Origin of the sequence: Paenibacillus sanguinis 2301083 = DSM 16941 (assembly GCF_000374825.1) — a bacterium.
Lineage (GTDB): Bacteria > Bacillota > Bacilli > Paenibacillales > Paenibacillaceae > Fontibacillus > Fontibacillus sanguinis.
Genome location: NZ_KB895377.1, coordinates 36,999 through 58,110, shown reverse-complemented (window position 1 = coordinate 58,110; position 21,112 = coordinate 36,999). Strand labels below are relative to the sequence as shown.

Annotated in this window: 24 protein-coding genes and 1 other RNA gene; 14 read left to right on the top strand and 11 right to left on the bottom strand. The window is 48.5% G+C overall.

What is annotated here, in order from left to right:
- Positions 1-15: 15 nt before the first annotated feature.
- Positions 16-456: a MerR family transcriptional regulator gene (locus C557_RS0103755; RefSeq protein ID WP_040676424.1), complete on the top strand. Its 441-nt coding sequence runs from the start codon at positions 16-18 to the stop codon at positions 454-456.
- Positions 457-543: 87 nt separating this feature from the next.
- A complete protein-coding gene (locus tag C557_RS0103750) occupies positions 544-1,224 on the top strand; it encodes a zinc metallopeptidase (protein ID WP_018750487.1) in 681 nt (226 codons plus the stop codon).
- Between the two features lie 130 nt (positions 1,225-1,354).
- Here the strand turns inward: C557_RS0103750 and gltC are convergent, their stop codons facing one another.
- Positions 1,355-2,263 carry a glutamate biosynthesis transcriptional regulator GltC gene (gene gltC / locus C557_RS0103745; protein WP_018750486.1) on the bottom strand — a complete coding sequence of 303 codons (909 nt, stop codon included), beginning with the start codon at positions 2,261-2,263 and terminating at the stop codon, positions 1,355-1,357.
- 92 nt (positions 2,264-2,355) lie between these two features.
- Positions 2,356-2,970: a rhomboid family intramembrane serine protease gene (locus C557_RS0103740; RefSeq protein WP_018750485.1), complete on the bottom strand. Its 615-nt coding sequence runs from the start codon at positions 2,968-2,970 to the stop codon at positions 2,356-2,358.
- Between the two features lie 112 nt (positions 2,971-3,082).
- On the opposite strand from C557_RS0103740, the gene tpx reads away from it, so the two are divergent.
- Positions 3,083-3,604 (top strand): thiol peroxidase, encoded by a 522-nt coding sequence (gene tpx, locus C557_RS0103735; RefSeq protein WP_018750484.1) that lies wholly within the window; start codon positions 3,083-3,085, stop codon positions 3,602-3,604.
- A 115-nt stretch (positions 3,605-3,719) separates the two neighbouring features.
- Here the strand turns inward: tpx and C557_RS0103730 are convergent, their stop codons facing one another.
- The 3 genes from C557_RS0103730 to C557_RS0103725 all read right to left on the bottom strand — a co-directional run bounded on the left by C557_RS0103730 (position 3,720) and on the right by C557_RS0103725 (position 5,343).
- The gene (locus tag C557_RS0103730) at positions 3,720-4,112 is read right to left on the bottom strand and encodes a DUF1499 domain-containing protein (protein ID WP_018750483.1); all 393 of its coding nucleotides are present in this window, start codon (positions 4,110-4,112) and stop codon (positions 3,720-3,722) included.
- 181 nt (positions 4,113-4,293) lie between these two features.
- Positions 4,294-4,483, bottom strand: a non-coding RNA gene (gene ssrS / locus C557_RS24345) — 6S RNA.
- Positions 4,484-4,539: 56 nt separating this feature from the next.
- The gene (locus C557_RS0103725) at positions 4,540-5,343 is read right to left on the bottom strand and encodes a YesL family protein (RefSeq protein WP_018750482.1); all 804 of its coding nucleotides are present in this window, start codon (positions 5,341-5,343) and stop codon (positions 4,540-4,542) included.
- A 183-nt stretch (positions 5,344-5,526) separates the two neighbouring features.
- On the opposite strand from C557_RS0103725, the gene C557_RS24340 reads away from it, so the two are divergent.
- Positions 5,527-5,634 carry a hypothetical protein gene (locus C557_RS24340; protein ID WP_018750481.1) on the top strand — a complete coding sequence of 36 codons (108 nt, stop codon included), beginning with the start codon at positions 5,527-5,529 and terminating at the stop codon, positions 5,632-5,634.
- Between the two features lie 70 nt (positions 5,635-5,704).
- On the opposite strand, the gene cshA is transcribed toward C557_RS24340, so the two are convergent.
- The gene (cshA, locus tag C557_RS0103715) at positions 5,705-7,282 is read right to left on the bottom strand and encodes a degradosome RNA helicase CshA (RefSeq protein WP_018750480.1); all 1,578 of its coding nucleotides are present in this window, start codon (positions 7,280-7,282) and stop codon (positions 5,705-5,707) included.
- Positions 7,283-7,529: 247 nt separating this feature from the next.
- On the opposite strand from cshA, the gene C557_RS0103710 reads away from it, so the two are divergent.
- The 3 genes from C557_RS0103710 (at position 7,530) to C557_RS0103700 (ending at position 10,109) form a co-directional block, all read left to right on the top strand.
- Positions 7,530-8,357 carry a YitT family protein gene (locus C557_RS0103710; RefSeq protein WP_018750479.1) on the top strand — a complete coding sequence of 276 codons (828 nt, stop codon included), beginning with the start codon at positions 7,530-7,532 and terminating at the stop codon, positions 8,355-8,357.
- A 169-nt stretch (positions 8,358-8,526) separates the two neighbouring features.
- Positions 8,527-8,727 (top strand): hypothetical protein, encoded by a 201-nt coding sequence (locus tag C557_RS0103705; protein ID WP_018750478.1) that lies wholly within the window; start codon positions 8,527-8,529, stop codon positions 8,725-8,727.
- Between the two features lie 194 nt (positions 8,728-8,921).
- Entirely contained in the window at positions 8,922-10,109 is a 1,188-nt protein-coding gene (locus tag C557_RS0103700) for a putative glycoside hydrolase (protein WP_018750477.1), read from the top strand.
- 39 nt (positions 10,110-10,148) lie between these two features.
- On the opposite strand, the gene C557_RS0103695 is transcribed toward C557_RS0103700, so the two are convergent.
- The 3 genes from C557_RS0103695 to C557_RS0103685 form a co-directional block, all read right to left on the bottom strand.
- A complete protein-coding gene (locus C557_RS0103695; protein WP_018750476.1) occupies positions 10,149-10,361 on the bottom strand; it encodes a DUF3906 family protein in 213 nt (70 codons plus the stop codon).
- A 159-nt stretch (positions 10,362-10,520) separates the two neighbouring features.
- Positions 10,521-11,492, bottom strand: coding sequence for a 6-phosphofructokinase (pfkA, locus tag C557_RS0103690; RefSeq protein ID WP_018750475.1), 972 nt, complete (start codon positions 11,490-11,492; stop codon positions 10,521-10,523).
- Positions 11,493-11,510: 18 nt separating this feature from the next.
- Entirely contained in the window at positions 11,511-12,590 is a 1,080-nt protein-coding gene (locus C557_RS0103685) for a tetraprenyl-beta-curcumene synthase family protein (RefSeq protein WP_018750474.1), read from the bottom strand.
- A 344-nt stretch (positions 12,591-12,934) separates the two neighbouring features.
- On the opposite strand from C557_RS0103685, the gene C557_RS0103680 reads away from it, so the two are divergent.
- Together C557_RS0103680 and C557_RS0103675 are read left to right on the top strand one after the other, a co-directional pair.
- Positions 12,935-14,131 carry an MFS transporter gene (locus C557_RS0103680; protein ID WP_018750473.1) on the top strand — a complete coding sequence of 399 codons (1,197 nt, stop codon included), beginning with the start codon at positions 12,935-12,937 and terminating at the stop codon, positions 14,129-14,131.
- A 101-nt stretch (positions 14,132-14,232) separates the two neighbouring features.
- Positions 14,233-14,880: a nitroreductase family protein gene (locus tag C557_RS0103675; RefSeq protein WP_018750472.1), complete on the top strand. Its 648-nt coding sequence runs from the start codon at positions 14,233-14,235 to the stop codon at positions 14,878-14,880.
- 161 nt (positions 14,881-15,041) lie between these two features.
- Here C557_RS0103675 and C557_RS0103670 read toward each other — a convergent pair whose 3' ends face one another.
- Entirely contained in the window at positions 15,042-15,239 is a 198-nt protein-coding gene (locus tag C557_RS0103670; protein WP_018750471.1) for a cold shock domain-containing protein, read from the bottom strand.
- 234 nt (positions 15,240-15,473) lie between these two features.
- Here C557_RS0103670 and C557_RS0103665 point away from each other — a divergent pair, with 234 nt between their 5' ends.
- The 5 genes from C557_RS0103665 (at position 15,474) to C557_RS0103645 (ending at position 19,544) form a co-directional block, all read left to right on the top strand.
- The gene (locus C557_RS0103665; protein ID WP_018750470.1) at positions 15,474-15,707 is read left to right on the top strand and encodes a hypothetical protein; all 234 of its coding nucleotides are present in this window, start codon (positions 15,474-15,476) and stop codon (positions 15,705-15,707) included.
- A gap of 62 nt (positions 15,708-15,769) precedes the next feature.
- Positions 15,770-15,940: a hypothetical protein gene (locus tag C557_RS25235; RefSeq protein WP_018750469.1), complete on the top strand. Its 171-nt coding sequence runs from the start codon at positions 15,770-15,772 to the stop codon at positions 15,938-15,940.
- Between the two features lie 259 nt (positions 15,941-16,199).
- Entirely contained in the window at positions 16,200-17,990 is a 1,791-nt protein-coding gene (gene pepF, locus C557_RS0103655; protein ID WP_018750468.1) for an oligoendopeptidase F, read from the top strand.
- An 88-nt stretch (positions 17,991-18,078) separates the two neighbouring features.
- Positions 18,079-18,456: a LapA family protein gene (locus tag C557_RS22875; protein WP_018750467.1), complete on the top strand. Its 378-nt coding sequence runs from the start codon at positions 18,079-18,081 to the stop codon at positions 18,454-18,456.
- A 47-nt stretch (positions 18,457-18,503) separates the two neighbouring features.
- Positions 18,504-19,544 (top strand): M42 family metallopeptidase, encoded by a 1,041-nt coding sequence (locus tag C557_RS0103645; RefSeq protein ID WP_018750466.1) that lies wholly within the window; start codon positions 18,504-18,506, stop codon positions 19,542-19,544.
- 92 nt (positions 19,545-19,636) lie between these two features.
- Here C557_RS0103645 and C557_RS0103640 read toward each other — a convergent pair whose 3' ends face one another.
- Positions 19,637-21,031, bottom strand: coding sequence for an MATE family efflux transporter (locus tag C557_RS0103640; protein ID WP_018750465.1), 1,395 nt, complete (start codon positions 21,029-21,031; stop codon positions 19,637-19,639).
- Positions 21,032-21,112 lie beyond the last annotated feature (81 nt).

Genomic DNA, 21,112 nt, shown 5'->3' with positions numbered 1-21,112 from the left:
AGGAGAGGTGATGTCATTGGAGTAACTAAACTGTACCGGATTGGAGAATTGGCCAAAGCCGCTGCCGTAAGCGAACGTACGATAGACTACTATACAAAGCTTGGGCTTGTTTCTCCCGAAAAAAGGACCCAGAAGAACTACCGCCTGTACAGCGCTGAAACCTTAAACCGGCTGAAACGTATTAATCAATGGAAACAAGAGAAATATACGTTGGATGAAATCCGCGAGAAGTTGGACCTGTGGAGACGAGTAACGCCGGAGGAACAAGTCTCTGAGAGATTAAGCTCGCTGGAGCTCCACATGCAGCAGCTTGAACGGGAAGTGAAGGAGTTAGAGCCGCTTATTTCCAATATGCAGCCTAATCAGGCGCAACGGGCTTTTGCTCACTTGCTGCCCAAGAGTCTCGCCTGTATGGAAGCCATCCGCGTGCTCATGAACAATAGTCCTCTCTCATAGACTAGCTTAAAACTGGCATATAGCTAGGTCGTTGTCGTTCATTATGAGGCAGGACATAATTAATTAAAGAAATTGGAGGAATGATTGATGTATTCAGATGTCATGCTAATCCCGATTTTGCTTGCCTTCGGGCTTTCTTTGTGGGCCCAGTTCCGGGTCAAGGGTACTTTCAACAAATGGGCCAAAGTACAAAATATGTACGGCCTAACCGGTCATGATGCTGCACGGCGGATGCTGGATGCCCACGGCCTCTACGATGTGCCGATTGAACCGGTACGCGGTACACTATCCGACCACTACGACCCGATTCATCGCGTCGTCCGTTTATCGGAGCCGGTTTATTATGAAAGCTCCATCTCGGCTGTAGCCGTAGCCTGCCATGAGGTGGGTCATGCCATCCAGCATAAGGAGAAATACCCGATGCTGGTCATGCGCCACCGGATGTTCCCGGTTGTTAATTTCGCTTCCGGCATAGCTCCTTTACTGTTGATTGCCGGCTTTATATTTAATGCCTTCAACCTGATTGGACTAGGCATCATCTTCTTCTCAGCCGCTGTCTTGTTCCAGCTGGTTACCTTGCCGGTGGAATTTAACGCCAGCAGCAGAGCTCGTAAAATTATGGTGTCTCAAGGCTTCGTCACTCATGATGAATCTCGCGGAGTAGGCAAAGTGCTTAATGCAGCTGCTTTGACTTATGTAGCGGCTGCGCTGATCTCACTCCTGGAATTGCTTCGCTATATCCTGATTTTTGCAGGCAATCGCGATTAATCCAAGTTAAAGGCCAAATAAATATCAAAGCTGCCAGGCTCTTGAATTCGAGGACCTGGCAGCTTTTTTTCGTTCGCTCTTGGAATGCATCATCAAAGGTAAGATAGCCTTTACAAAAAATACTCTTGCTCTAATGCGGCGGTGTGTCTACCTGAAGACCAAAATACTCCAGCAGGAACACTCGAAATGACTGGGCCACTAACGGCAGCTTCTCGTCCGAGCGGTGAATCAGACCAATCGTCCGGGTTACCTTTGGTTCATACACGCGCACACGAACCGGCTGCAAGGTAAAGCTCTGAAACAAAGCCATTTCCGGAAGAAGACTAACCCCCATTCCCGCAGCTACCAGGCCACGGATCGTGTCCGTCTCCTCTCCTTCAAAGGCAATCTTGGGCGTAAAGCCAGCCTCAAGACAAGCCTGCCAAACAATGGGGCGCAGGGAATATCCCTTACTGAACAAAATAAATTTCTCATCCTTCAACTGACTAAGCTTAATGCCCTGCTCTTCGGCCAAAGGATGTCCCGGCGGCAGGATCGCCACCAGATCCTCAGTCAGCATCACGTTCCCCGTAACCTGATCATGATTTTCCGGGAACGGGGAAATAAAAGCCAAATCGATCTCTCCGGCAACGGTATCCCGAATCAGAGTCGGATAAGTACCCTGCTTGAAGCGAAATTTTACATTTGGATACAGCTTGCGGAACTCTGCCACCACACTGGGAATCATATGAATGCCAAGACTGTTGGGGAAGCCAAGCCGGATTTCTCCCCGCTCGGGATCCAGAAATTCGTGCACCTCGTTAACGGCCCGCTCCAAATCCTTCAGAACCGACTCTACTCGGCCGCAGAACAACTGTCCGACAGCGGTCAACTGAAGATTTCTGCCCTTTTGCATAAACAGGCTCACTCCCAGCTCCTGCTCAAGCTGGTGAATTTGCCGGCTCACCGCCGATTGCGCAACATGCAGCTCCTCGGCGGCTTGCGTGACATGCTCTTTCCTCGCCACTTTCACAAAGTATTGCAGTTGTCTCAATTCCACGAGTCTGATCGCTCCATTTCGCTTTTGCTACGAACCTCGGAATTAGGGCTGGAATTACTATAAATTTAATGTACCATTTACATTCCCTGGGTTCAACGCCGTTTTAACAAGCGAATGATTAAGCCGTAGATGAAAAATCCTCCCACCAAGCCACCCAGATGGGCAGCCAGGTTAATTTGCGGAATGAGCAGAGAGTAAACTCCACCTACCATGAGCAGGCTATACAACGTCTTGCGCGAGCTTGTATCCATCAGTTGACGCTGGAACAAGGCAATGTATAGAAACGCCCCATAGACCCCATAGACGGCTCCTGAGGCTCCCACAGAGATATGAGGGTCTGAACTAAGCCGATACACCCCCATGCTGATTGCATTCCCCACCAGGCCACTGCCTAAATAGAGCAGTGCGTACCGCCAGTGACCGAGCATCCTCTCCAGCGGCGGAGCAAACACCAGAATGGCAAAAGAGTTGGAGAACAAGTGGTTAAATCCGTTATGCAGGAACATGGCCGTGAATAACCGCCACTGCTCTGTAGCGAATGGGCCAAAATCAACCATCGCTCCGAACTTCACCAATGTTGCCGGGTTAGTCGACCCTCCATTTAGCCATAAAACGATAAACATGGCAATATTCGCCGCCATAATCAAGCAGGTTACGGGATAATACCGGAGGTAGCTCCTCCAATTTTCATATCGCAGAAAAATCATTTTATCCTTCCTTTACCCACGTTTTTTCCTTGTATTGGACATTTTCTTTTTAAAACGATTATAATTAATTTTGAACCAATAAATAAATTGATTAAATTAGGAGGATATGTACATGTCGCAAGAACGCACAAATGTAGCTACATTCAAAGGCAATCCGCTTACACTGATTGGTCCCGAGCTTAAGGTTGGCGACACGGCACCTGAATTCCACCTGCATAAAAACTTGCTGGAGGAAGCAACCCTCCAGGATTATAGTGGCAAGATCAAACTGATCAGCGTAGTCCCTTCGCTGGATACCGGTGTCTGCGATGCCCAGACTCGCCGCTTCAACCAGGAGGCCTCCGCTCTTGGAGAAGATGTCGTCGTGCTGACGGTCAGCGCTGACCTCCCATTCGCCCAAGCCCGCTGGTGCGGAGCAGCCGGCGTTGACCGGGTGATCACCTTGTCCGATTATAAAGATAACGCCTTCGGCAAAGCTTATGGCGTCCTGATCAAGGAATTTGCCCTAGACATGCGTGCCGTCTTCGTCATTGACAAGGACAACAAGATTCAATACGTAGAAGTGCTCAAGGAAATGACCGAGCATCCGGATTACGACAAGCCGGTTGCCGCCGTCAAAGCACTGCTTGGTTAACAGCCTGAAAGTGAAAAGCGAGTGGGAGATCCTTCTCCCTGCTCGCTTTTTTTAGGCTTTGCGGTCATAAGAAGCTGCGTTCAAAATCTGACTTTTTGAGCTCGCGCTACTAACGTTAGTTGGATGTCTTGTAGGCGGCCAGCTTCTTGTCCAGCACCGCAAATAATTGCTGAATATTGCGGTAATTGGCTCCCAGGTCGCCCATCGAGCCACGCGTCGCAGAATAGATATCCACTGCACTGCGAACCGGTCCCGTTGATACAATGGACACCGTAATATCCATAACTCGTCCCAGACTGGTCCGCTTCTCCAATGTAATTTCCCCTACCGAGGAAACTTCATGCAGTACCTTGTAGCCGGGAATTTTCTTCAATGTAGAGGAGACTTCCTCCCATAGCTTCTCGCGGGATAATTGATAATACCTGGTCTTCAATTCGGGCAGCTTCGCTCGGTCGCTGGTTCCCTCCTGGCTACGAAAAATGCCAGCTAACGTTCTCTTCAGTGACAACGATTCTTCCTCCTTCATATCCTTCAAGCATCAGTATAACGGTATGCGTTTTCCTAGTACTAGTTTACCATTGTTATTACACAAACAAAAGCGGAGCGCTTCACGATTTGCATAAACAAAAAGCGCCTTGTCCTTCCTTGGGGCTGCCAAAGAAATACAGGGCGCTGCTTGAGAAACTTGGATAAGACCCGCCTATGCCGTCCGGTTACATTGTCTCGAACCTGCATTAGCAGGTGGGTGACCGCAGCAACGCTTTTGAAGTCCCCACATCACTTGGATAGGGCAGTTCAGCTACGAGGCAATTTAGGTCTCCCGAGACATTGTCATTGGTTCAAAACAACATAGAACCGAAACGTACATCGCAGGACGTAAACCTATTATAAGACTTTGTTAAAAAAATGTAAACTTAGCTACATAGGTCCATTCATCAATCTTTTTCTTTCTGCTCATCCGCTGGCAGATCCAGAGCCATATCCTCGTCTTCCTCGACTTTGCTGTTGCTCGAATCTTCCTCGGCCTGGCGCATTCTTTCGACTTTCTCCTGAATCTTGTTATAAGCGATGTAGAAATTGTAGAAAGCAACCAGCGCAGTCAAGCTGCCAAATCCAAAGAAGATTAGCCAGCCGTAGCGCAAGGTCAGCAAGCCCAGCACCCCGGCACAAATCAACGTGGAGAGCGTTCGGAATGGACGAAGAATCGTGAACAGAATGGCGTTCTTGATCAATTGCAGCGCCCCCAGATGGTAGTGCGCAACAAGGGAAAAGAAATTAAACAATGACAAGGACAGCAAAAGCAGGAAGAACAACATAATCATACCGATGATTTGCAGATTTTCCATCTGCGTCATGTATACCTGGTAATCCACATACATAATGGCAAAGAGCAAGGTATAGAAGATGCCGCCGATCATGCTTTGCTTGTAATTTTCCTTGTAGCCCTTGAAATAAACCTTGATAATGCTAAGATCACTCTCCCCCATCACCCATTTGCGGGTTACAGAGAACAAGGCGGACGTAGCGGGGAACAGTGTAAACGGTGCCAAAAAGCCCATGATCCAAATGGTCAGTGTCTCTGGGGGAGGCGCTGGCGTCTGGAGCAACAGCAAGAACTTCATCCCCAGTACCAACATAAACGGCGAGGAACAAAGCAGCCACAGCAGGTTGCTTCCGGAAATCCGCATAATCCATTCAGTAATTTTATAAAACCCGCCCATAAAACCTTTGTATTCCAAGTAAAAATCTCCTCTCGAGCAAAGTGATGGTTCTGCCTATCTTTAACTATACATGATTCGTCCATCACGTTCCAGCGCCTAATTTGCAGCCTCTTAGGTTAGCGTCTAATCTTCAAGGGCCGATGTGCCATAGTATATACCGTAACTTCAAAACCTTAACAATAATTAAAAGGAGGTTGTCTCATGTCCGGTGTAGGTGTAGGATATGGCGGAGGTTTCTGGACTTCCACAGGTACGATTCTGGTATTGTTCATTCTGCTTGTAATCATTAGCCGCACGATTTTCGTGTAATGAACAAAAAAACGAAGAAGACGGAGCCTGCTCCGTCTTCTTTTGGTTTGAGTCGCTATTCGTCTAAAGCTTAATTATCGTAGGACTGATTATCGTTGGATTTGTACGGTCTTCGTTCTCCGCCTCCCGAATTAGAACGCGGTTTACGGTCGTAGGAAGAACGGTTGGAGTCACGGCTGCCGCCATCACGATTGTACCCGCCCTTGTTACCGCCATAGCCACCACGTCCACCTTGAGAGTCACGACGGTATCCGCCGCCACCTCTATTACCATAACCCGAAGGCTTACGTCCGCTCGAACGAATATCCGGGTTGCGGCGTTTAACACGGATTGGTTCTTCCGGTGTCAATTCGATGTTAGTCTTATCGTTCTTCTCACCCGTAATCAGCTTGAATGCAGCCGCCAGCAAATTTACTGAGTCATACTGCTCCAGCATTTGAATCGCAATACCCTTGTACTCGTTCAGTTCCCCATTTTCCACCAGCTCAAGCAAACGCTCTGCGGTGATGCGCTGCTTGCCTTCAATGGCTTCTGCAATACTAGGCAACGGCTTGCGAGCAATCTTATGACGAGTAATCCGTTCAATAAAATGCAAATGGTCGATTTCACGAGGCGTTACGAATGACCACGCTGCCCCTTCTTTCCCTGCACGACCGGTACGGCCGATACGGTGTACATAGCTTTCCGGATCCTGTGGAAGGTCGAAGTTGACTACATGCGTCACGCCGGATACGTCCAGGCCGCGAGCGGCAACATCTGTCGCTACAAGCACGTCGATACTGCCGTCGCGGAATTTGCGCATAACATTATCGCGTTGGTTCTGCGACAAATCTCCGTGCAGGCCGTCCGCCGAATAACCGCGCTTTTGCAGCGCTTCGGACAGCTCGTCTACCCGGCGTTTTGTCCGGCCAAATACGATCGCCAATTCAGGAGATTCCATGTCCAGCAAACGAGTCAATCCATCGAATTTCTGGCGTTCGTGAATTTCAATATACGCCTGGTCGATCAATGGAGCACTGACCTGCTTTGGAATCACAGACACATGCTCGGGATTTTTCAGGAATTGTTGGGCAAGACGCTGGATATTCCCTGGCATTGTAGCAGAAAATAACATCGTTTGGCGCTCTTCCGGCACCAGCTTCAAGATAGATTGAATATCCTCCATGAAGCCCATGTCGAGCATTTCATCCGCTTCATCCAATACAACAGTTTGAACATCGTCCAATTTGATTGTTTTCCGGTTGATGTGGTCAAGCAAGCGGCCCGGTGTACCGATGATAATTTGGGGTTTTCTCTTCAAAGCACGAATTTGGCGAACGATGTCTTGTCCGCCGTAGATAGGAAGTGAGCGGGTTCCCTTAAAGCGGGACAATCTGCCAATCTCCTCTGCCACCTGAATGGCAAGCTCCCGGGTTGGTGTCATAATCAAAGCAACGATGCGCTCTTCTTCCCGCGGTATTTTGTTGATGAGCGGGAGGCCGAAGGCTGCGGTTTTCCCTGTGCCTGTCTGGGCTTGTCCGATCAAGTCGCGTCCGGTCAAGGCAATGGGGATGGATTTGGCTTGAATGGGTGTTGCTTCTTCAAAGCCAAGCTCTGTAATAGCTTGTAGCACTTTAGGCTCTAGGCCGAAATCTGCAAATGTGTTCAATATATTCATACTCCTTCTATTTAGTGGACAATTCCACCAGCTTCACTGTATTCTTAAGTAGAATTTTAGACGTTTTCTAGACGTTTATAGACTGTCCCATAAGCCTGCAAATTTTACATAGGTTCTAGCGTTGAACCTGGAAATGAGTACCTACTCAAGAATATCTCAAATAGTATAGCACAAAACTTAAATAGAATACCAGCCGCTAAAGGCCCCGATTCCTACTTTTAACGCGAGGTGAACCACTATGTATAAAGAAATTAGAAGAGGCGCAGTCATTTTGCTTGGAGCAGCTCTGATCGCCTCCGGCTTCAATTTATTCCTCGTTCCACTTCAATTGCTCAGCGGGGGCGTCTCCGGTCTGGCCATGCTCACCGCTTATTTCTCCCCACTCAGTATTAGCACGATGTACCTAGCCTATAATATTCCACTTCTGATCGCCGGATTGTTTCTGCTTGGCAAGCGATTCATCGGACTCAGTATTCTGTCGGTCATCGGCACGACTTGGTTTATCTCGATCATCCCCATGCCTGAGAAGCTTCTATCCGCCGATACGCTCCTGTCTGCCGTATTTGGTGGAGTGCTGGTTGGTATCGGTAGCGGTATTTCCTTTCGAGTCGGCGGCTCTTCGGGGGGCTTCGATATCATCGGCTCCATCGTCACGCGCTTTCGCGACTTTCCCGTAGGCAACGTACTGGTTGGACTCAACGCCGTCGTTATTCTTGCTATGGGTTACCTCAACGGCAACTGGGACCTGGTACTTGCTTCCATGGTCTCTATCTATATTTCGGGTAAAGTGGTGGACCTCATTCACATTAGCCATATCAAGGTCACCTTGTTTATTGTGACTGACCAGACCGATGCCCTGCTCGAACGACTGCTTACCTTGCCCCGTGGCGTAACTCTGATCAAGACACAAGGCGCTTTCTCCCACAAAGAGAAGGATATGCTGATGACCGTCACCACCCGTTACGAATTAGCTGAGCTGCGGGAAATAATCAAGAAGGCGGATGCCAACGCGTTTGTCAACATTGTGGAAACGGTAGGCGTTATGGGGGCTTTCCGTCGCCGCTAGCCACTTTCCGCAGGAACTGGCGTTTTCAATCGGCTGCTTCTCTGTTATAATAATCACACAGCGGTTCCTTAGACAATTTGATAGGGCTCAGCTTCCCGTATTTCACAGGCTTTATGCTTTTCCGATTTAGGATGGATTCGAAGGCGAATTATTCTGAAAGGAAAGGGTGATGGATGTGGAGATGGAGACAGTAAAACTAGAGCAAATCGTACTCAAATGGTTCCCGGATATGCTGCCCTTCCTGAATCAAAAGGAGCTTGAATCAACGATCATCCTTCGGGATGGCTTTACTATCTTGGAGCCGCAGGATGCGCTGGAAATTATTCATTACAGCATATGCGAGCATCAAAACTCCGCCTTTCTTCATTAAGAAGATCAAGACCCGGCGTGAATTGCAGTACTCGGTCGTTTCTTTTACTTCACGTAAAAGGAGCGACTTTTTTGCTGCTTATCTATGAAACTATGAAATGATGTCATTCTAGGATAATTGTGACATTCCTGTTCCTTCTGGATGCCTGTCTTTCGATATAATCAGTAGCGAATGCATACAAGGGAGCGGATAATATGAACATCGTTTGGACCTTACTTCTTCTGACTTTGACCCTGGGCAATGCAACCCCGGCACAGGAACCAATAGCCAAGGAAGAAGCGGCGGTTCCTATATGGCCTTCTATCTATCAGACCGTCACGGCCAATCTGATCCAAGGAGATCCCGATCATCCTATATTGCCTGGTGATCTAAAGGGCAGCTTGCAGCAGGATGCCCCCAAGGTTAAGGGGATCTACGTCACCGCCTACAGTGCTGGCGGCTCTCGCATGAACGAGCTTGTAGAACTCGTTGATCAAACAGAACTCAATGCTATGGTCATAGACATTAAAGATGATTTGGGCTACATCACCTATAAGACGGAAAATCCCGTACTGATGGAGTTGGGCAAACCCCAGCCGTTCATTCGTGATATTCAGGCCTTGATGGCCCGATTAGAGAAACATGCTATTTATCCTATTGCCCGAATCGTTGTCTTCAAGGATACCATTCTGGCCGAGAAGCATCCCGAATATTCCTTCCGCAAGCAAGACGGCTCCGTATGGAGCAACAACAATGGAGACAAGTTCGTCAATCCCTATAGTCCGGAAGTACGGGACTACAACATTGAACTGGCGAAAGAAGCTGCAAAATTAGGCTTCAAAGAAATTCAATTCGACTATGTACGTTTTCCAGAAGGGTTCGAGAAGCGAGCTGATTCCTTAAAATATACAACCGACCATACAAGCCGGGTGGAAGCCGTATCCGAATTCACAAGGATAGCCAAAGAGGAGCTGGAGCCGCTGGGCGTCCGCGTCTCCGTCGATATTTTCGGTTATGCCGCCTCCGTCCCCGCTGCCGAAGGCATTGGCCAGGATTTCGTGAAAATATCCGATCACGTCGATGTAATCTGTCCGATGATCTACCCCAGTCATTACACAACCGGATGGTTTGGGGCCAAAGTGCCGGACAAAGCACCTTACCAGACGATTAAGGGCGCCGTTCAGGACACCCAGACCAAGCTTGAAGAACTGGGTGAGGAGCAGCCGATTATCCGACCGTGGATTCAGGACTTCACCGCAAGCTGGCTAGGCAAAGGCAATTATGTCAAATACGGCAAACACGAGGTTGAAGAGCAAATCCGTGCGCTCCGGGACATGCAGGTCGATGAGTTCCTGCTCTGGAACGCAGCCAACCGCTATACTCCAGGTGTCTCTTACGAATAATAAACCATAATTACAGAACAAACCAGTCCCGGCTTCTTTCTAATTGCCGGGCTGAGTCCGAATGACATAACCCGCCCCAAGGGTTATCCGTTTCTTCTCTACAATTGTCAGTTCCAGCACTTCGGGTGTGGGCAGGAAGTGCCGCTGCATATGCTCCTCTGCTGCGGCGAAGGCCTGCTCCTCTCCCTCTGCGGCAATGACGATAGCCAGCCACCCCGCCGAAGTTTCTGCCTCAAGTCGGTATAGATACATACACTTTCCCCCTTTGTTTGCTTTGTATTAGGCTCGCCCTAGATTGTAACAGATTGATGTAAGCTGAGCCAAGCCGCTTTTCTCTGTTCCAAAATAAAAACCGGATCAAGTAAGGAAAATCCTTATCTGATCCGGTTCATTGTTGTTTTTAAGGAAAACTTATTGAGATAAACGCAATGCCAGGTTATACATATCCATATCAAACGTCTTTTTGGTGGACACAACCTTCTCGATATCAGTTAATATCATTTCTCCACCGATCATGCCGCAGGCCTTGTTCGATTCACCGGCGATCAGGCTGCGTACAGCGAAATCGCCAAGACGACTGGCCAAATTGCGATCAAATGGGGTTGGAGAACCACCTCGTTGAATGTGACCCAATACCGTAGCACGAGGCTCCAGCGAAGGCTGACGTTGCTTGATAGCCTGTACCACATCCTCGCCGCGGCCTACGCCTTCTGCTACGATGACGATGCTATGGCGTTTGCCCTTATCAAAATTTTGGCGCATCCGGTCAGCTACTTCATTCAGATCAAATGGAACTTCTGGAATCAGAATGGTCTCTGCACCCGCAGCCAAACCGGCATGGAGGGCAATATCCCCGGCATGGCGTCCCATAACCTCAACGACAGAAGCACGCTCATGGGAGGACATCGTATCGCGAAGCTTGTTGACCGCATCGACAACAATGCTAACCGCCGTATCGAATCCAATGGTATAATCCGTGAAGGAAATATCGTTATCAATCGTTCCCGGCAACCCCATCGTTTTGATGCCTAGCTTGCTCAGCTTCTCAGCGCCTTGGTAGGAGCCATCGCCCCCGATAACAACCAGGCCGTCGATACCACGGTCACGCAATATTTGCGCTCCCTGCTGTTGGCCTTCCAGAGTCTTGAATTCCAGACAACGAGCGGATTGAAGGATCGTGCCTCCGCGTTGAATAATATCCCCTACACTGCGAATGTCCATCGAGAAAATATCGTTATTAAGCAGTCCTTGATACCCTCGTTGAATCCCGTAGACTTCTAGACCATAAAACAAGCCGCTGCGCACAACCGCACGAACGGCAGCATTCATGCCCTGAGAGTCTCCTCCGCTTGTAAGAACTGCAATTTTTTTCACTGCTGACATGATAATTCCTCCTATAATTTAAAGATGCTTGCGAATCCAACGGCTGTTTGCAAAGAAGAACAAGCGCATCAGCGGACTTCTCTTCATCAATCGTTTGGATACCTCGCGAATTTCTTCCTGCTGACTGACCTTGGGATCGGATAAGTACAGAGCCAGCAAGCCCTCAATGATCATCCTATGAAATGAGGAGGCAGGCAGCTTGCGAATATCGCGCCGCGCTCCTTCGACAATCAACGTGATTCGTCCCAGCATCGTTTCTTTGCTGTCATAGTAGCTGCAAAAGTTCAGGTCTCCGCCTATTTCATCTTCCTCTTGGTCGATCAAGTAATCCAGCATGATATGTAGTCCGCAAACATGAGGAAAATAGGCACCATGAATGATCTTTGCGCTCTTGTCGTCCAGGTCAGCATGACTCGCAGCCAGAAATAACATGAACACGCCCAAAGTAGAGCCCGTTGCTGCTGCAAATTCATTCCATTTCAGATGAGGGGCACGATGTTCATGCCGAGTCCACCATTCCAACAGCTTGGCTTCGCGTTGCTGCGGATCAATATGCTTGTACACTTGCAAGTCGGTATACAGCCCCACCAGATCGACAACATGCGGCATGGCCGCCGGGTAGCCCTGAAGCTGTGCAATTTGATTGCGGCAGGTCTTCACCAGACGATGCAGATAACCTCCATCATCCTGTTCTTCACGCAAGGCATAATAATTGCGTAATTCCGCCGAAGCATCTACCGCATCCAGCATGCTTTGATGCAGAAGGCGGAAATCCTCCGCGGCTTTGGATGTGCTCCGGTCACATAGATTATCCAGATAATCACTAATGGTCTGAAACGCTACGATAAGGGGAATTAGAACGTGGCGCATTGGCAGATTCGCGGCAGCATAAACAGCCCCGCCCTGACAGTGGAATTCCTTCGTCGCTATGCTGGCAAGCGCCTGCTTTCGCAGCTCCGAGTCGGGAATCGCCTCGGCATCCTTCCTCCAACCGTCCAATGCCTGACGCACATCTGGCAATATAAACTTGTAAACCCGGCTCATCAGCCTGATCGGCTCTTTCGGAAACTGGTTTCGGCTTTGCTCAAGTTCAATCAATGGCTTGCCTCCACTACGTTGTTAGATATCCTTAACTGAAAACCATTCTATATTATAATATGATCCACCTTTTTGTACAAATAAACAAAATCACAAAACAATACAAATCGAACAGATGATTCAGGCAAAGAAGCAGACAAGAACATGTTCTTACGAGCGCTATTGCTCATGGATTTCTCCTGGACTCAGTATAGCATCAATTCGTCAACAGACCGTAAAACTCTGCCCCGCCCTGCCTAAAATTTCTGGTATACTAGCAAACATAACTGACCTCTGCGCACCGACTTAATCTCCTTGACCAAGGCAGTATAGAATTCCTCTGAGAATGGAGTTATGGATTTTACATGAAATTAAAACCGACGATGAGCCGGGACGTTCAGTGGCTTCGTGCCTTTACCTTCACTATATACGGGACAATCGTTCTTGTAACGTCCTATTTTCCGCTCTACTATGCCCAGCTAGGCTTCTCTAACAGCCAGATCGGCTTGCTATACGCCCTGGGCCCGATGATTTCCTTAATCTCCAATTTACTATGGAGCCTGGCCAGCGACCGATTTCGCACCATTAAGAAAATTTTGCTTATCCTGCTTATCGGTCAAATCAGCCTGACGTTTATACTATCGGCCTCCACCACATTTTCTGTAATTATGGCGGTCATCACTCTATTTTATTTTTTCTTTTACCCGGTCTTTCCCTTATCTGACACGATCGTTATTTCAACAGCTAAGCAACAGAACCTCAACTTCATCTCGATCCGTGTGTTTGGTTCCTTCGGATTTGCCGCCTTCGCTCTGCTGATCGGATATGTTCTTGCTTTGGTGGGGATCTCGAACATGATGTGGGTATCTATGACCGTTGCTACATTGGCGCTGACGCTAGTGCTGTTTGTGAAGGACGATCCTTCCGCTCCCGTAGCCAAAGTTGATTTGTCCGGCATCTGGGCACTGCTGCGGCAGAAAGAGCTTCTGTGGTTCCTGGGCTGCGTCTTCTTCCTGGCCATTGGCATGCGGATGAACGAACCTTTTTTGTCGATTACGCTAAAGGAACTGGGGGCAAAAGAAAGTATCATTGGCTGGGCCATGTTAGCCTCGGCTTTGTCTGAGATTCCAATCTTCATTTATCTCAGCTTCTATGGCGAGAAATATAAGGAATTGCCGCTGCTGCTGTTCTCCAGCCTGCTCTTCGGGGTCCGATTTATGCTCATGGGCCTGACGGATTCGGTGTATGGCGTTCTGGCCATTCAAGCGATGCACGGCATTACCTTCGGCATCTTCTATGTAACGGCTATCCGCATGCTGACCCGGTTGATTCCGGATCAATTTCGCGCCACCGGCATGGCTTTATATACGATGATGTGGTCCAGTCTATCCGGACTATTTAGCGGCACCTTCGGCGGCTTTATTTTTGAACAGTTCGGCCGTACCACCTTCTATCTGGTAGCTATGGCCTCTGCGCTGGTTGCCTTTATCGGCTTTGCCAGCCGCTATTTCATCCGCCAGCCAGATCCGGTTCAACCAACCGATATGAACCATAAATATTAGTACATACTTACTCTGGCTGTTCAAAGCAACACACATCCTATATAATGATTAATATCAGATGATAGTACCTGGTAACAATAATAATAAAGCAGGTGAACTGGATGGAATTTGTACTGTTTCGCGACATGCTGACAAGCCGTAGAAGTGTACGTGATTTTACGGCAGAACCCGTTAGTCTCGCCGATATTGAGGAATTGATCGATTGTGCCCGTTATGCGCCAAGTGATACCAACTCGCAAACCTGGGAGTTTATTGTAATTATGAACACGGCAAAGATTAAATATATTGAGGACTTCACCTGGGAACGGCTTCATGAGAAAGCCGCGCACGCTGCTGAGCAAGGACTGGAACGGGAAGGAAAACTGCTGCTCAAGTCTTTTGGACCGTATGCAACTGCATTTTCCAAAGCGCCTGTTTTGGTGATCTGCTTGTCTACCCCCTATACCTCTAAATTCCGGGAGAAAATTTTTGACCCCCTCAACTTTGCCGCTCCAGAGGTGTGGGAGGAAGAAGGCATGAAGAGTAGTTGTCTGGCCGCCGAGAACCTGATGCTGGCCGCTCATGCCAAGGGACTTGCCACCTGCCCCATGACCGGACCGGTACTGCTGGCGGAAGATCGGCTGCGCGAATACCTGGACATTCCTTCAGATCGGGGAGTTAACATGGTTATTGCGCTGGGACATCCGGCCGTTACACCGAAGGCCCCTCCCCGGAAAGAAATTGCAGACATTTTAAGGGTCGTCGATTAAGACGACCTTGCGCTTTTTTATGTGTTATTGAGCTCGGCCTGATCCACTTGTCAGTCATCCTGCTTAACACAAACACAAAAAACACAGCCCTGCAAGGGCTGTGCCTTTCAATATCGCGCCTGGAACCAAACTTTATAAGTGATCCGTTGCCGGAAGTGGTCTTATAATTTGATTACGTTAGCAGCTTGAGGACCACGGTTGCCGTCAGTGATTTCAAATTCTACGGCTTGGCCTTCTTCTAATGTCTTGAAACCGTCGCCTTGAATTGCGGAGAAGTGAACGAATACGTCTTCGCCACCTTCAACTTGGATAAAGCCATAGCCTTTTTCTGCGTTAAACCATTTAACTGTACCTTTCAAATGAACAACCTCCTAAAAATAATCGCCATCATTGGCGAATAACCATATTATACTCTATGCCTGCCGACAATGCAACGTGACATTAACCTAAAGATTTGCTGATCCGGAAGGCGCTTAAACGCACGGTTTCATTTGCTTTCCTGGGGGGTGTGAGTTATCATTTTACATACAAATATGACCTATTATTCGAGTCCTCGCGCAAGTGCGCGAAGCTAAAGATTGGAGCAGGAAGCAATGATCAAAAAACATGAAATATACAAAAAAGACAAGTGGAACATGATGACCGTCGAGGTCCAGGGCAAATACATCGTTCTCCGGGAAATCTCCGACCAATGGGGCGAGGAAACGCACACCTTCCTCAGTCGTCCCGCCTTGATGGATTGGGTGAAGCGTCGGTTCCCCAAGGAGGAATACGCAGATAATGAAGCCGAGTGGGAAGACATTATGGCGGCGTTCAAGCAGGTATAACCAAGAACAGGGGCCGCCTCCGCAGTTCAAATCATCATTTTACCTGAAACGGAGCTATTTATATGTTTAATTCGAGCCTTCTTATCTTTATTATCTGCGCCTTTGCCATGGGTGTGGTGCTTATTATGAGCAAAGACCGCATTGATGCCCGGTTCAGGCGCGGGCTTGCCATCACCAGCATCATCATGATCTCCTTGGTTTTTGGGCTGATCATCTATAGTTTCCTGGCCTAGCTGGACAATCGGTTGTAGCTGCAAGCCCACATCAGCAGCGACAAATATTCCCTGTTATTTGCGGTCATACTAGAGAAATGTCCGACTAGGAGGTTTTCTGCGTATGACGAGCATAACGATCAAACGAGCCAGCCTGCTCCTGCTATGCGGCTGCTTGCTGGTAATGCCGCTCCCTCGCAGCGCGGCTGCAGGGCGCTCTTTTATTACAGATTCCAGTCAACCCCATTATTCGAATCACGCAAATCAAAGGAGGATTCCCATGAGCAAAGTATTGAAGCGTTCCGAAGTACCCGAAGAAAACACATGGAAGCTGGAGGACCTATTTGCCGATCAGGCAGCGTGGGACAAATCATATGCTGAGTTGAAGAAGCTGAAGGACAAGGCCGGGGAACTCGAGGGCAAGCTGGATAAGGCCGAGAACATCAAAGCCGTTTTCGAGCTTGAGGATGAGTTGTCCCTGAATATCGAACGCCTTTACGTATATGCTCATCTGAATCATGATCAGGATACCACCAACCCTACATATCAGGCGCTTGTGCAGAAAGCGCGCAAGCTCAGCGTTGAACTCAGCGAAGCCTTATCCTTTATCACACCGGAAATTCTGGCTTTGCCTGATCAGCAGTTGGATCAATTCATTGATGATCCCACCCTTGCGCCATATCGTTTTACATTGCAAGAAATCAAACGCGAGAAAGCCCATGTGCTGAGCAAGACGGAAGAAGCTCTGCTCGCGCAGGTTGGCAATCTGTCTCAGGCGCCACAGCAAATCTTTGGCATGATCAATAATGCCGATATGAAATTTCCGAAGATTAAAGACGAGAACGGCCAAGAGGTGGATTTGACCCACGGCAGCTACATTCAATTCCTTGAGAACCCAAATCGTGAAGTGCGCAAGCGGGCGTTCAAGGCCGTTTATGAGACCTATGGCAAGCAAAAAAACACAATCGCTTCAACATTAAGCGCCAATGTGAACAAGAACATGTTCTATTCACGTGTACGGAAATACCCTTCGGTGCTTGAAATGTCCCTGTATGGCGATAACATTCCGAAGGAAGTCTACACGAATCTTATTGATACGATTCATGAGAGCCTGCCTCTCTTGCAACGTTATATGGAATTGCGCAAGAAGCTGCTTGGTGTTGATGAATTGCATATGTACGACCTGTTTGCTCCTCTGGTTGAGGAATATAAATGGGATATCACTTATGATGAAGCCAAAAAAATGGTTGTAGAAGGCCTGCAGCCTTTGGGCGAGGACTATCTGAATGTACTTCGCTCCGGATTTGAGAATCGCTGGATCGACGTCTATGAGAATGAAGGCAAACGCACGGGAGCTTATAGCTGGGGAGCCTACGGCACTCACCCATATGTCCTGCTGAACCATAACGATAATTTGAACAGCATGTTCACGCTTGCTCATGAGATGGGGCATGCCCTGCATTCCTATTTCTCGGACGAAGCGCTGAAATACCGCGATGCCCAATACACCATCTTCCTGGCCGAGGTTGCGTCAACGACCAATGAAGCGTTGTTAATGGATTATTTGCTCAAAAAATCAACTGATCCAAAACAAAAGCTGTACCTGCTCACCTACTATGCGGACCAATTCCGTACGACCGTGTTCCGGCAAACGATGTTCGCCGAATTTGAGAAGATCATCCATGAGCGGGCGGAAGCAGGCGAATCCTTGACCCCGCAGGAGCTTTCAAAGATATACTATGATCTGAATGTGAAATATCATGGCAAGGATATGGTTGTAGACCAGGATATCGAAATGGAATGGGCGCGGATTCCTCATTTCTATACCAGCTTCTACGTCTACAAATATGCCACTGGCTTCTCCGCCGCAACCAGCTTTTCCAAGCAAATTCTGGAGGAAGGACAACCCGCAGTAGACCGCTACCTGGGCTTCCTGAAGAGCGGAGGCAGCGATTATTCAATTAACATCTTGAAGAAGGCCGGTGTTGATATGTCCTCACCGGAACCAATTCGCGAGGCCATGAGCGTGTTTGAAGATGTTATTAAGCAAATTGAAGAGTTAACCAGATAAGCCTGAGGGGCTTTGGACCTGATTCAGCAAAATCCCTTGCTCTAAAGTGGCAAGGGATTTTATACTGTCCTAGAAGGAGGTGTTCCTCATGAAAATTCAATGGTCCTTAATTATGGCACTCATCTTCGCGCTAATTACGGCATTATTCGCTGTTATTAACGTAAATCCGGTTCAAGTCAATCTGTTGTTTGGATCGGTCAACGTGCCCTTGATCCTGCTTATACTGGGCTGTACACTGCTGGGCGGCATCATCATAGGCTCCTTTGGCATTTACCGCGGGTATCTGTTACAGCGGGAAGTCAAAAGCCTGCAGGCCAAGCTTGTACATATTCAGGATGCAACCGGCTATGTGCTCCCTGAGCCGGAGAAGCAAGATCACAAAAAAAAGAAAGGCGCAAAGGCTAATCAAGCAGATGGCGATGAATCATTGGCTGGCACGACCGACAACCATGGCAAGCAGCGTTGAAAAATTGCTAGCGCATTATGGTTGCATGAACGTAAAGGAGAAGATAGATGAACCATATACAACCCAATGAAGATTATGTGCTGAATTTGCTGAAAGAGCTGCTTGATACACCAAGCCCCAGTGGCTTTACGCGTCATGTCATGTCGCTGATCGAACGGGAAGCAGAGGCACTAGGAATTCCCTGCTCCTTTAACGAAAAGGGCGGCGCTATCCTTACTCTCGCAGGCAAGGATGCTTCCCGGCGAATCGCCTTGAGTGCCCATGTGGACACGCTGGGAGCTATGGTTCGCGCCATACGTCCCAACGGAACCTTGGCCTTGACCTCTGTTGGCGGCTTCATGATGAATGCGATCGAGAACGAATATTGCCAAATTCATACCCGCAGCGGCAAGGTCTATACCGGAACGATCCTCTCCATTCACCCGTCTGTGCATGTATACAGTGATGCCCGCGACTTCAAGCGCGAAGAGAAGAATATGGAGGTGCGGATTGACGAGCTTGTGGAAAATAAAGAAGATGTCCTTAAGCTAGGCATTTCTGTAGGAGATTTTATTTCCTTTGATGCCCGCCCCGTCATCACACCAAGCGGGTATATCAAATCTCGCCATCTGGATGACAAGGCCAGTGTGGCTGCCTTGTTCGGCGTGCTTGAAGCCAGTCGGCGAGAAGGCTGGACACCGAAACATGATCTGGTATTCCTCATTTCCAACTATGAAGAAGTCGGGCATGGCACAGCCTGGATTCCAGAGGGAATTCAGGAAATGATCGCTGTAGACATGGGCGCTCTAGGCGATGATCTAAGCTGCAAGGAGACAGAGGTATCCATTTGCGCCAAGGACTCCTCCGGCCCCTATGATTATGAAATGACCGGACGGTTGATCGAGTTGGCCAAGAGTCTGGATATCCCGCATGCTGTCGATATTTACCCTTATTACGGCTCGGATGCATCGGCTGCATTACAAGGCGGGAACAATATCCGCGCCGCATTGATTGGCCCAGGAGTGCATGCCTCCCACGCCATGGAGCGGACGCACAAGCTAGCAGTCCTTAATACAACCCGGCTGCTGGCAGCCTATGTTGCTGAGTAGCCGCAGCGGCTCTCCAGTCCAAAAAACCTTGAGTTTCCTGCGTAACTTAGGCGCAGGAAACTCAAGGTTTTCTTAGGATTTTATTGATTTTATTAGTCCTCCACCAATCGATGTCGATACCATTTGTGACCGCGGAAGCGCGACAGGAAGATCAACCCGCGTATCCCCCATTCAATATCCATGGCCAGCCATACCCCAACCACACCAAAAGGCAAGACAATGCCCAAAATGTAGCCAAGCACCACCCGGAACAGCCACATGGATAACATCGAAACCACCGAGGTATATTTCGCATCCCCCGCTGCTCGTAAGGCTGATGGAGTAATAAAGCTGATTGACCATAGTGGAATTTGCATCAGCGTGTTCATCAGCACAATCGTAAAGATGTCATCCACGATCTCAGCCGGTGGATGGAACAAAGAGACCATGGGCTGGAACAGGGGCAACACAATCATGCCCATGATAATAAAGGTTGAAGAAGACAACCAGATAAACGAACGGGTTAGCTTGCGGGCATCATCGATGTTCTTACTGCCGATACATTGCCCCACCACGGTCACAATGGCAATGGATAGCGCATTGGCCGGGATCTGAATGACCATTGCAAGCGAAGAGCTGATAGCGTTGGCAGCAATAGCATACGTGCCCAAACTGACAATGAAGATTTGCGTCAAGATTTTGCCACCGTTGAAGAACATCTGCTCAGCCGCAAACGGCATGCCGATGGACATAATTTTCTTGAGCATCGTCAGGTTGACCCGAACCATATCCCGTAATCGAATATGCAAGGAAACATCCAGCTTGACCAGATAATAGATCGCACAAGCCGCCGCCAAATAACGTGAGACATTCACGGCAATGTTCATGCCCATGATTCCCAGATCGGCTAGATTAATCAACAGAAAGTTAAGCAATACGTAGGATAAATTCATGATCAGTGACAGCATCAGGGAAGCTCGTGACTTCCCGATTCCCCGCAGCACCCCGCATACGGCTTCAACAACCGCAATCCCGCAGAAGGAAAGGCTGCTGCCGATTAAATACGATCTGGCATTTTGAAATACATCCTCTGCTGCTGAGCCGAATAGTAAATTCAAGGCCGGATTGTGGAGAACGATCATCAGCAAGCTGATAGCCAAAGCCAGCAGGAACACCGAGGCTACCGAACCCGAGGAAGATCTGGATACCATCTCGGGATTGCGGCTGCCCTTATACTGCGCCACTACTACCGTCCCCCCGGTGGCTACTCCCACGAACACATTAATCAGAAAAATATTAAGCGAATCTACCATATTGACGGCGCTCACCGCCGCCACTCCCGATGAGCTGATCATGGCCGTATTCACCAGATTCAGGCCAATAATAAATGCCTGGTCAATCAGAATCGGAATAATGAGAGCAATAATTTGCTTATAATCAATGGATTTGCCAGAGAAATGCTTGTCCGCAAATTGATGCGTTCTGGTTCGAATAGCTGCACTAAGCACGTAATCACATCTTTTTCATGAAGTATATATAAGTTGAACCTATGTTTAACGCAAAGAAGCTGACGAGAAAATGTTCTTACG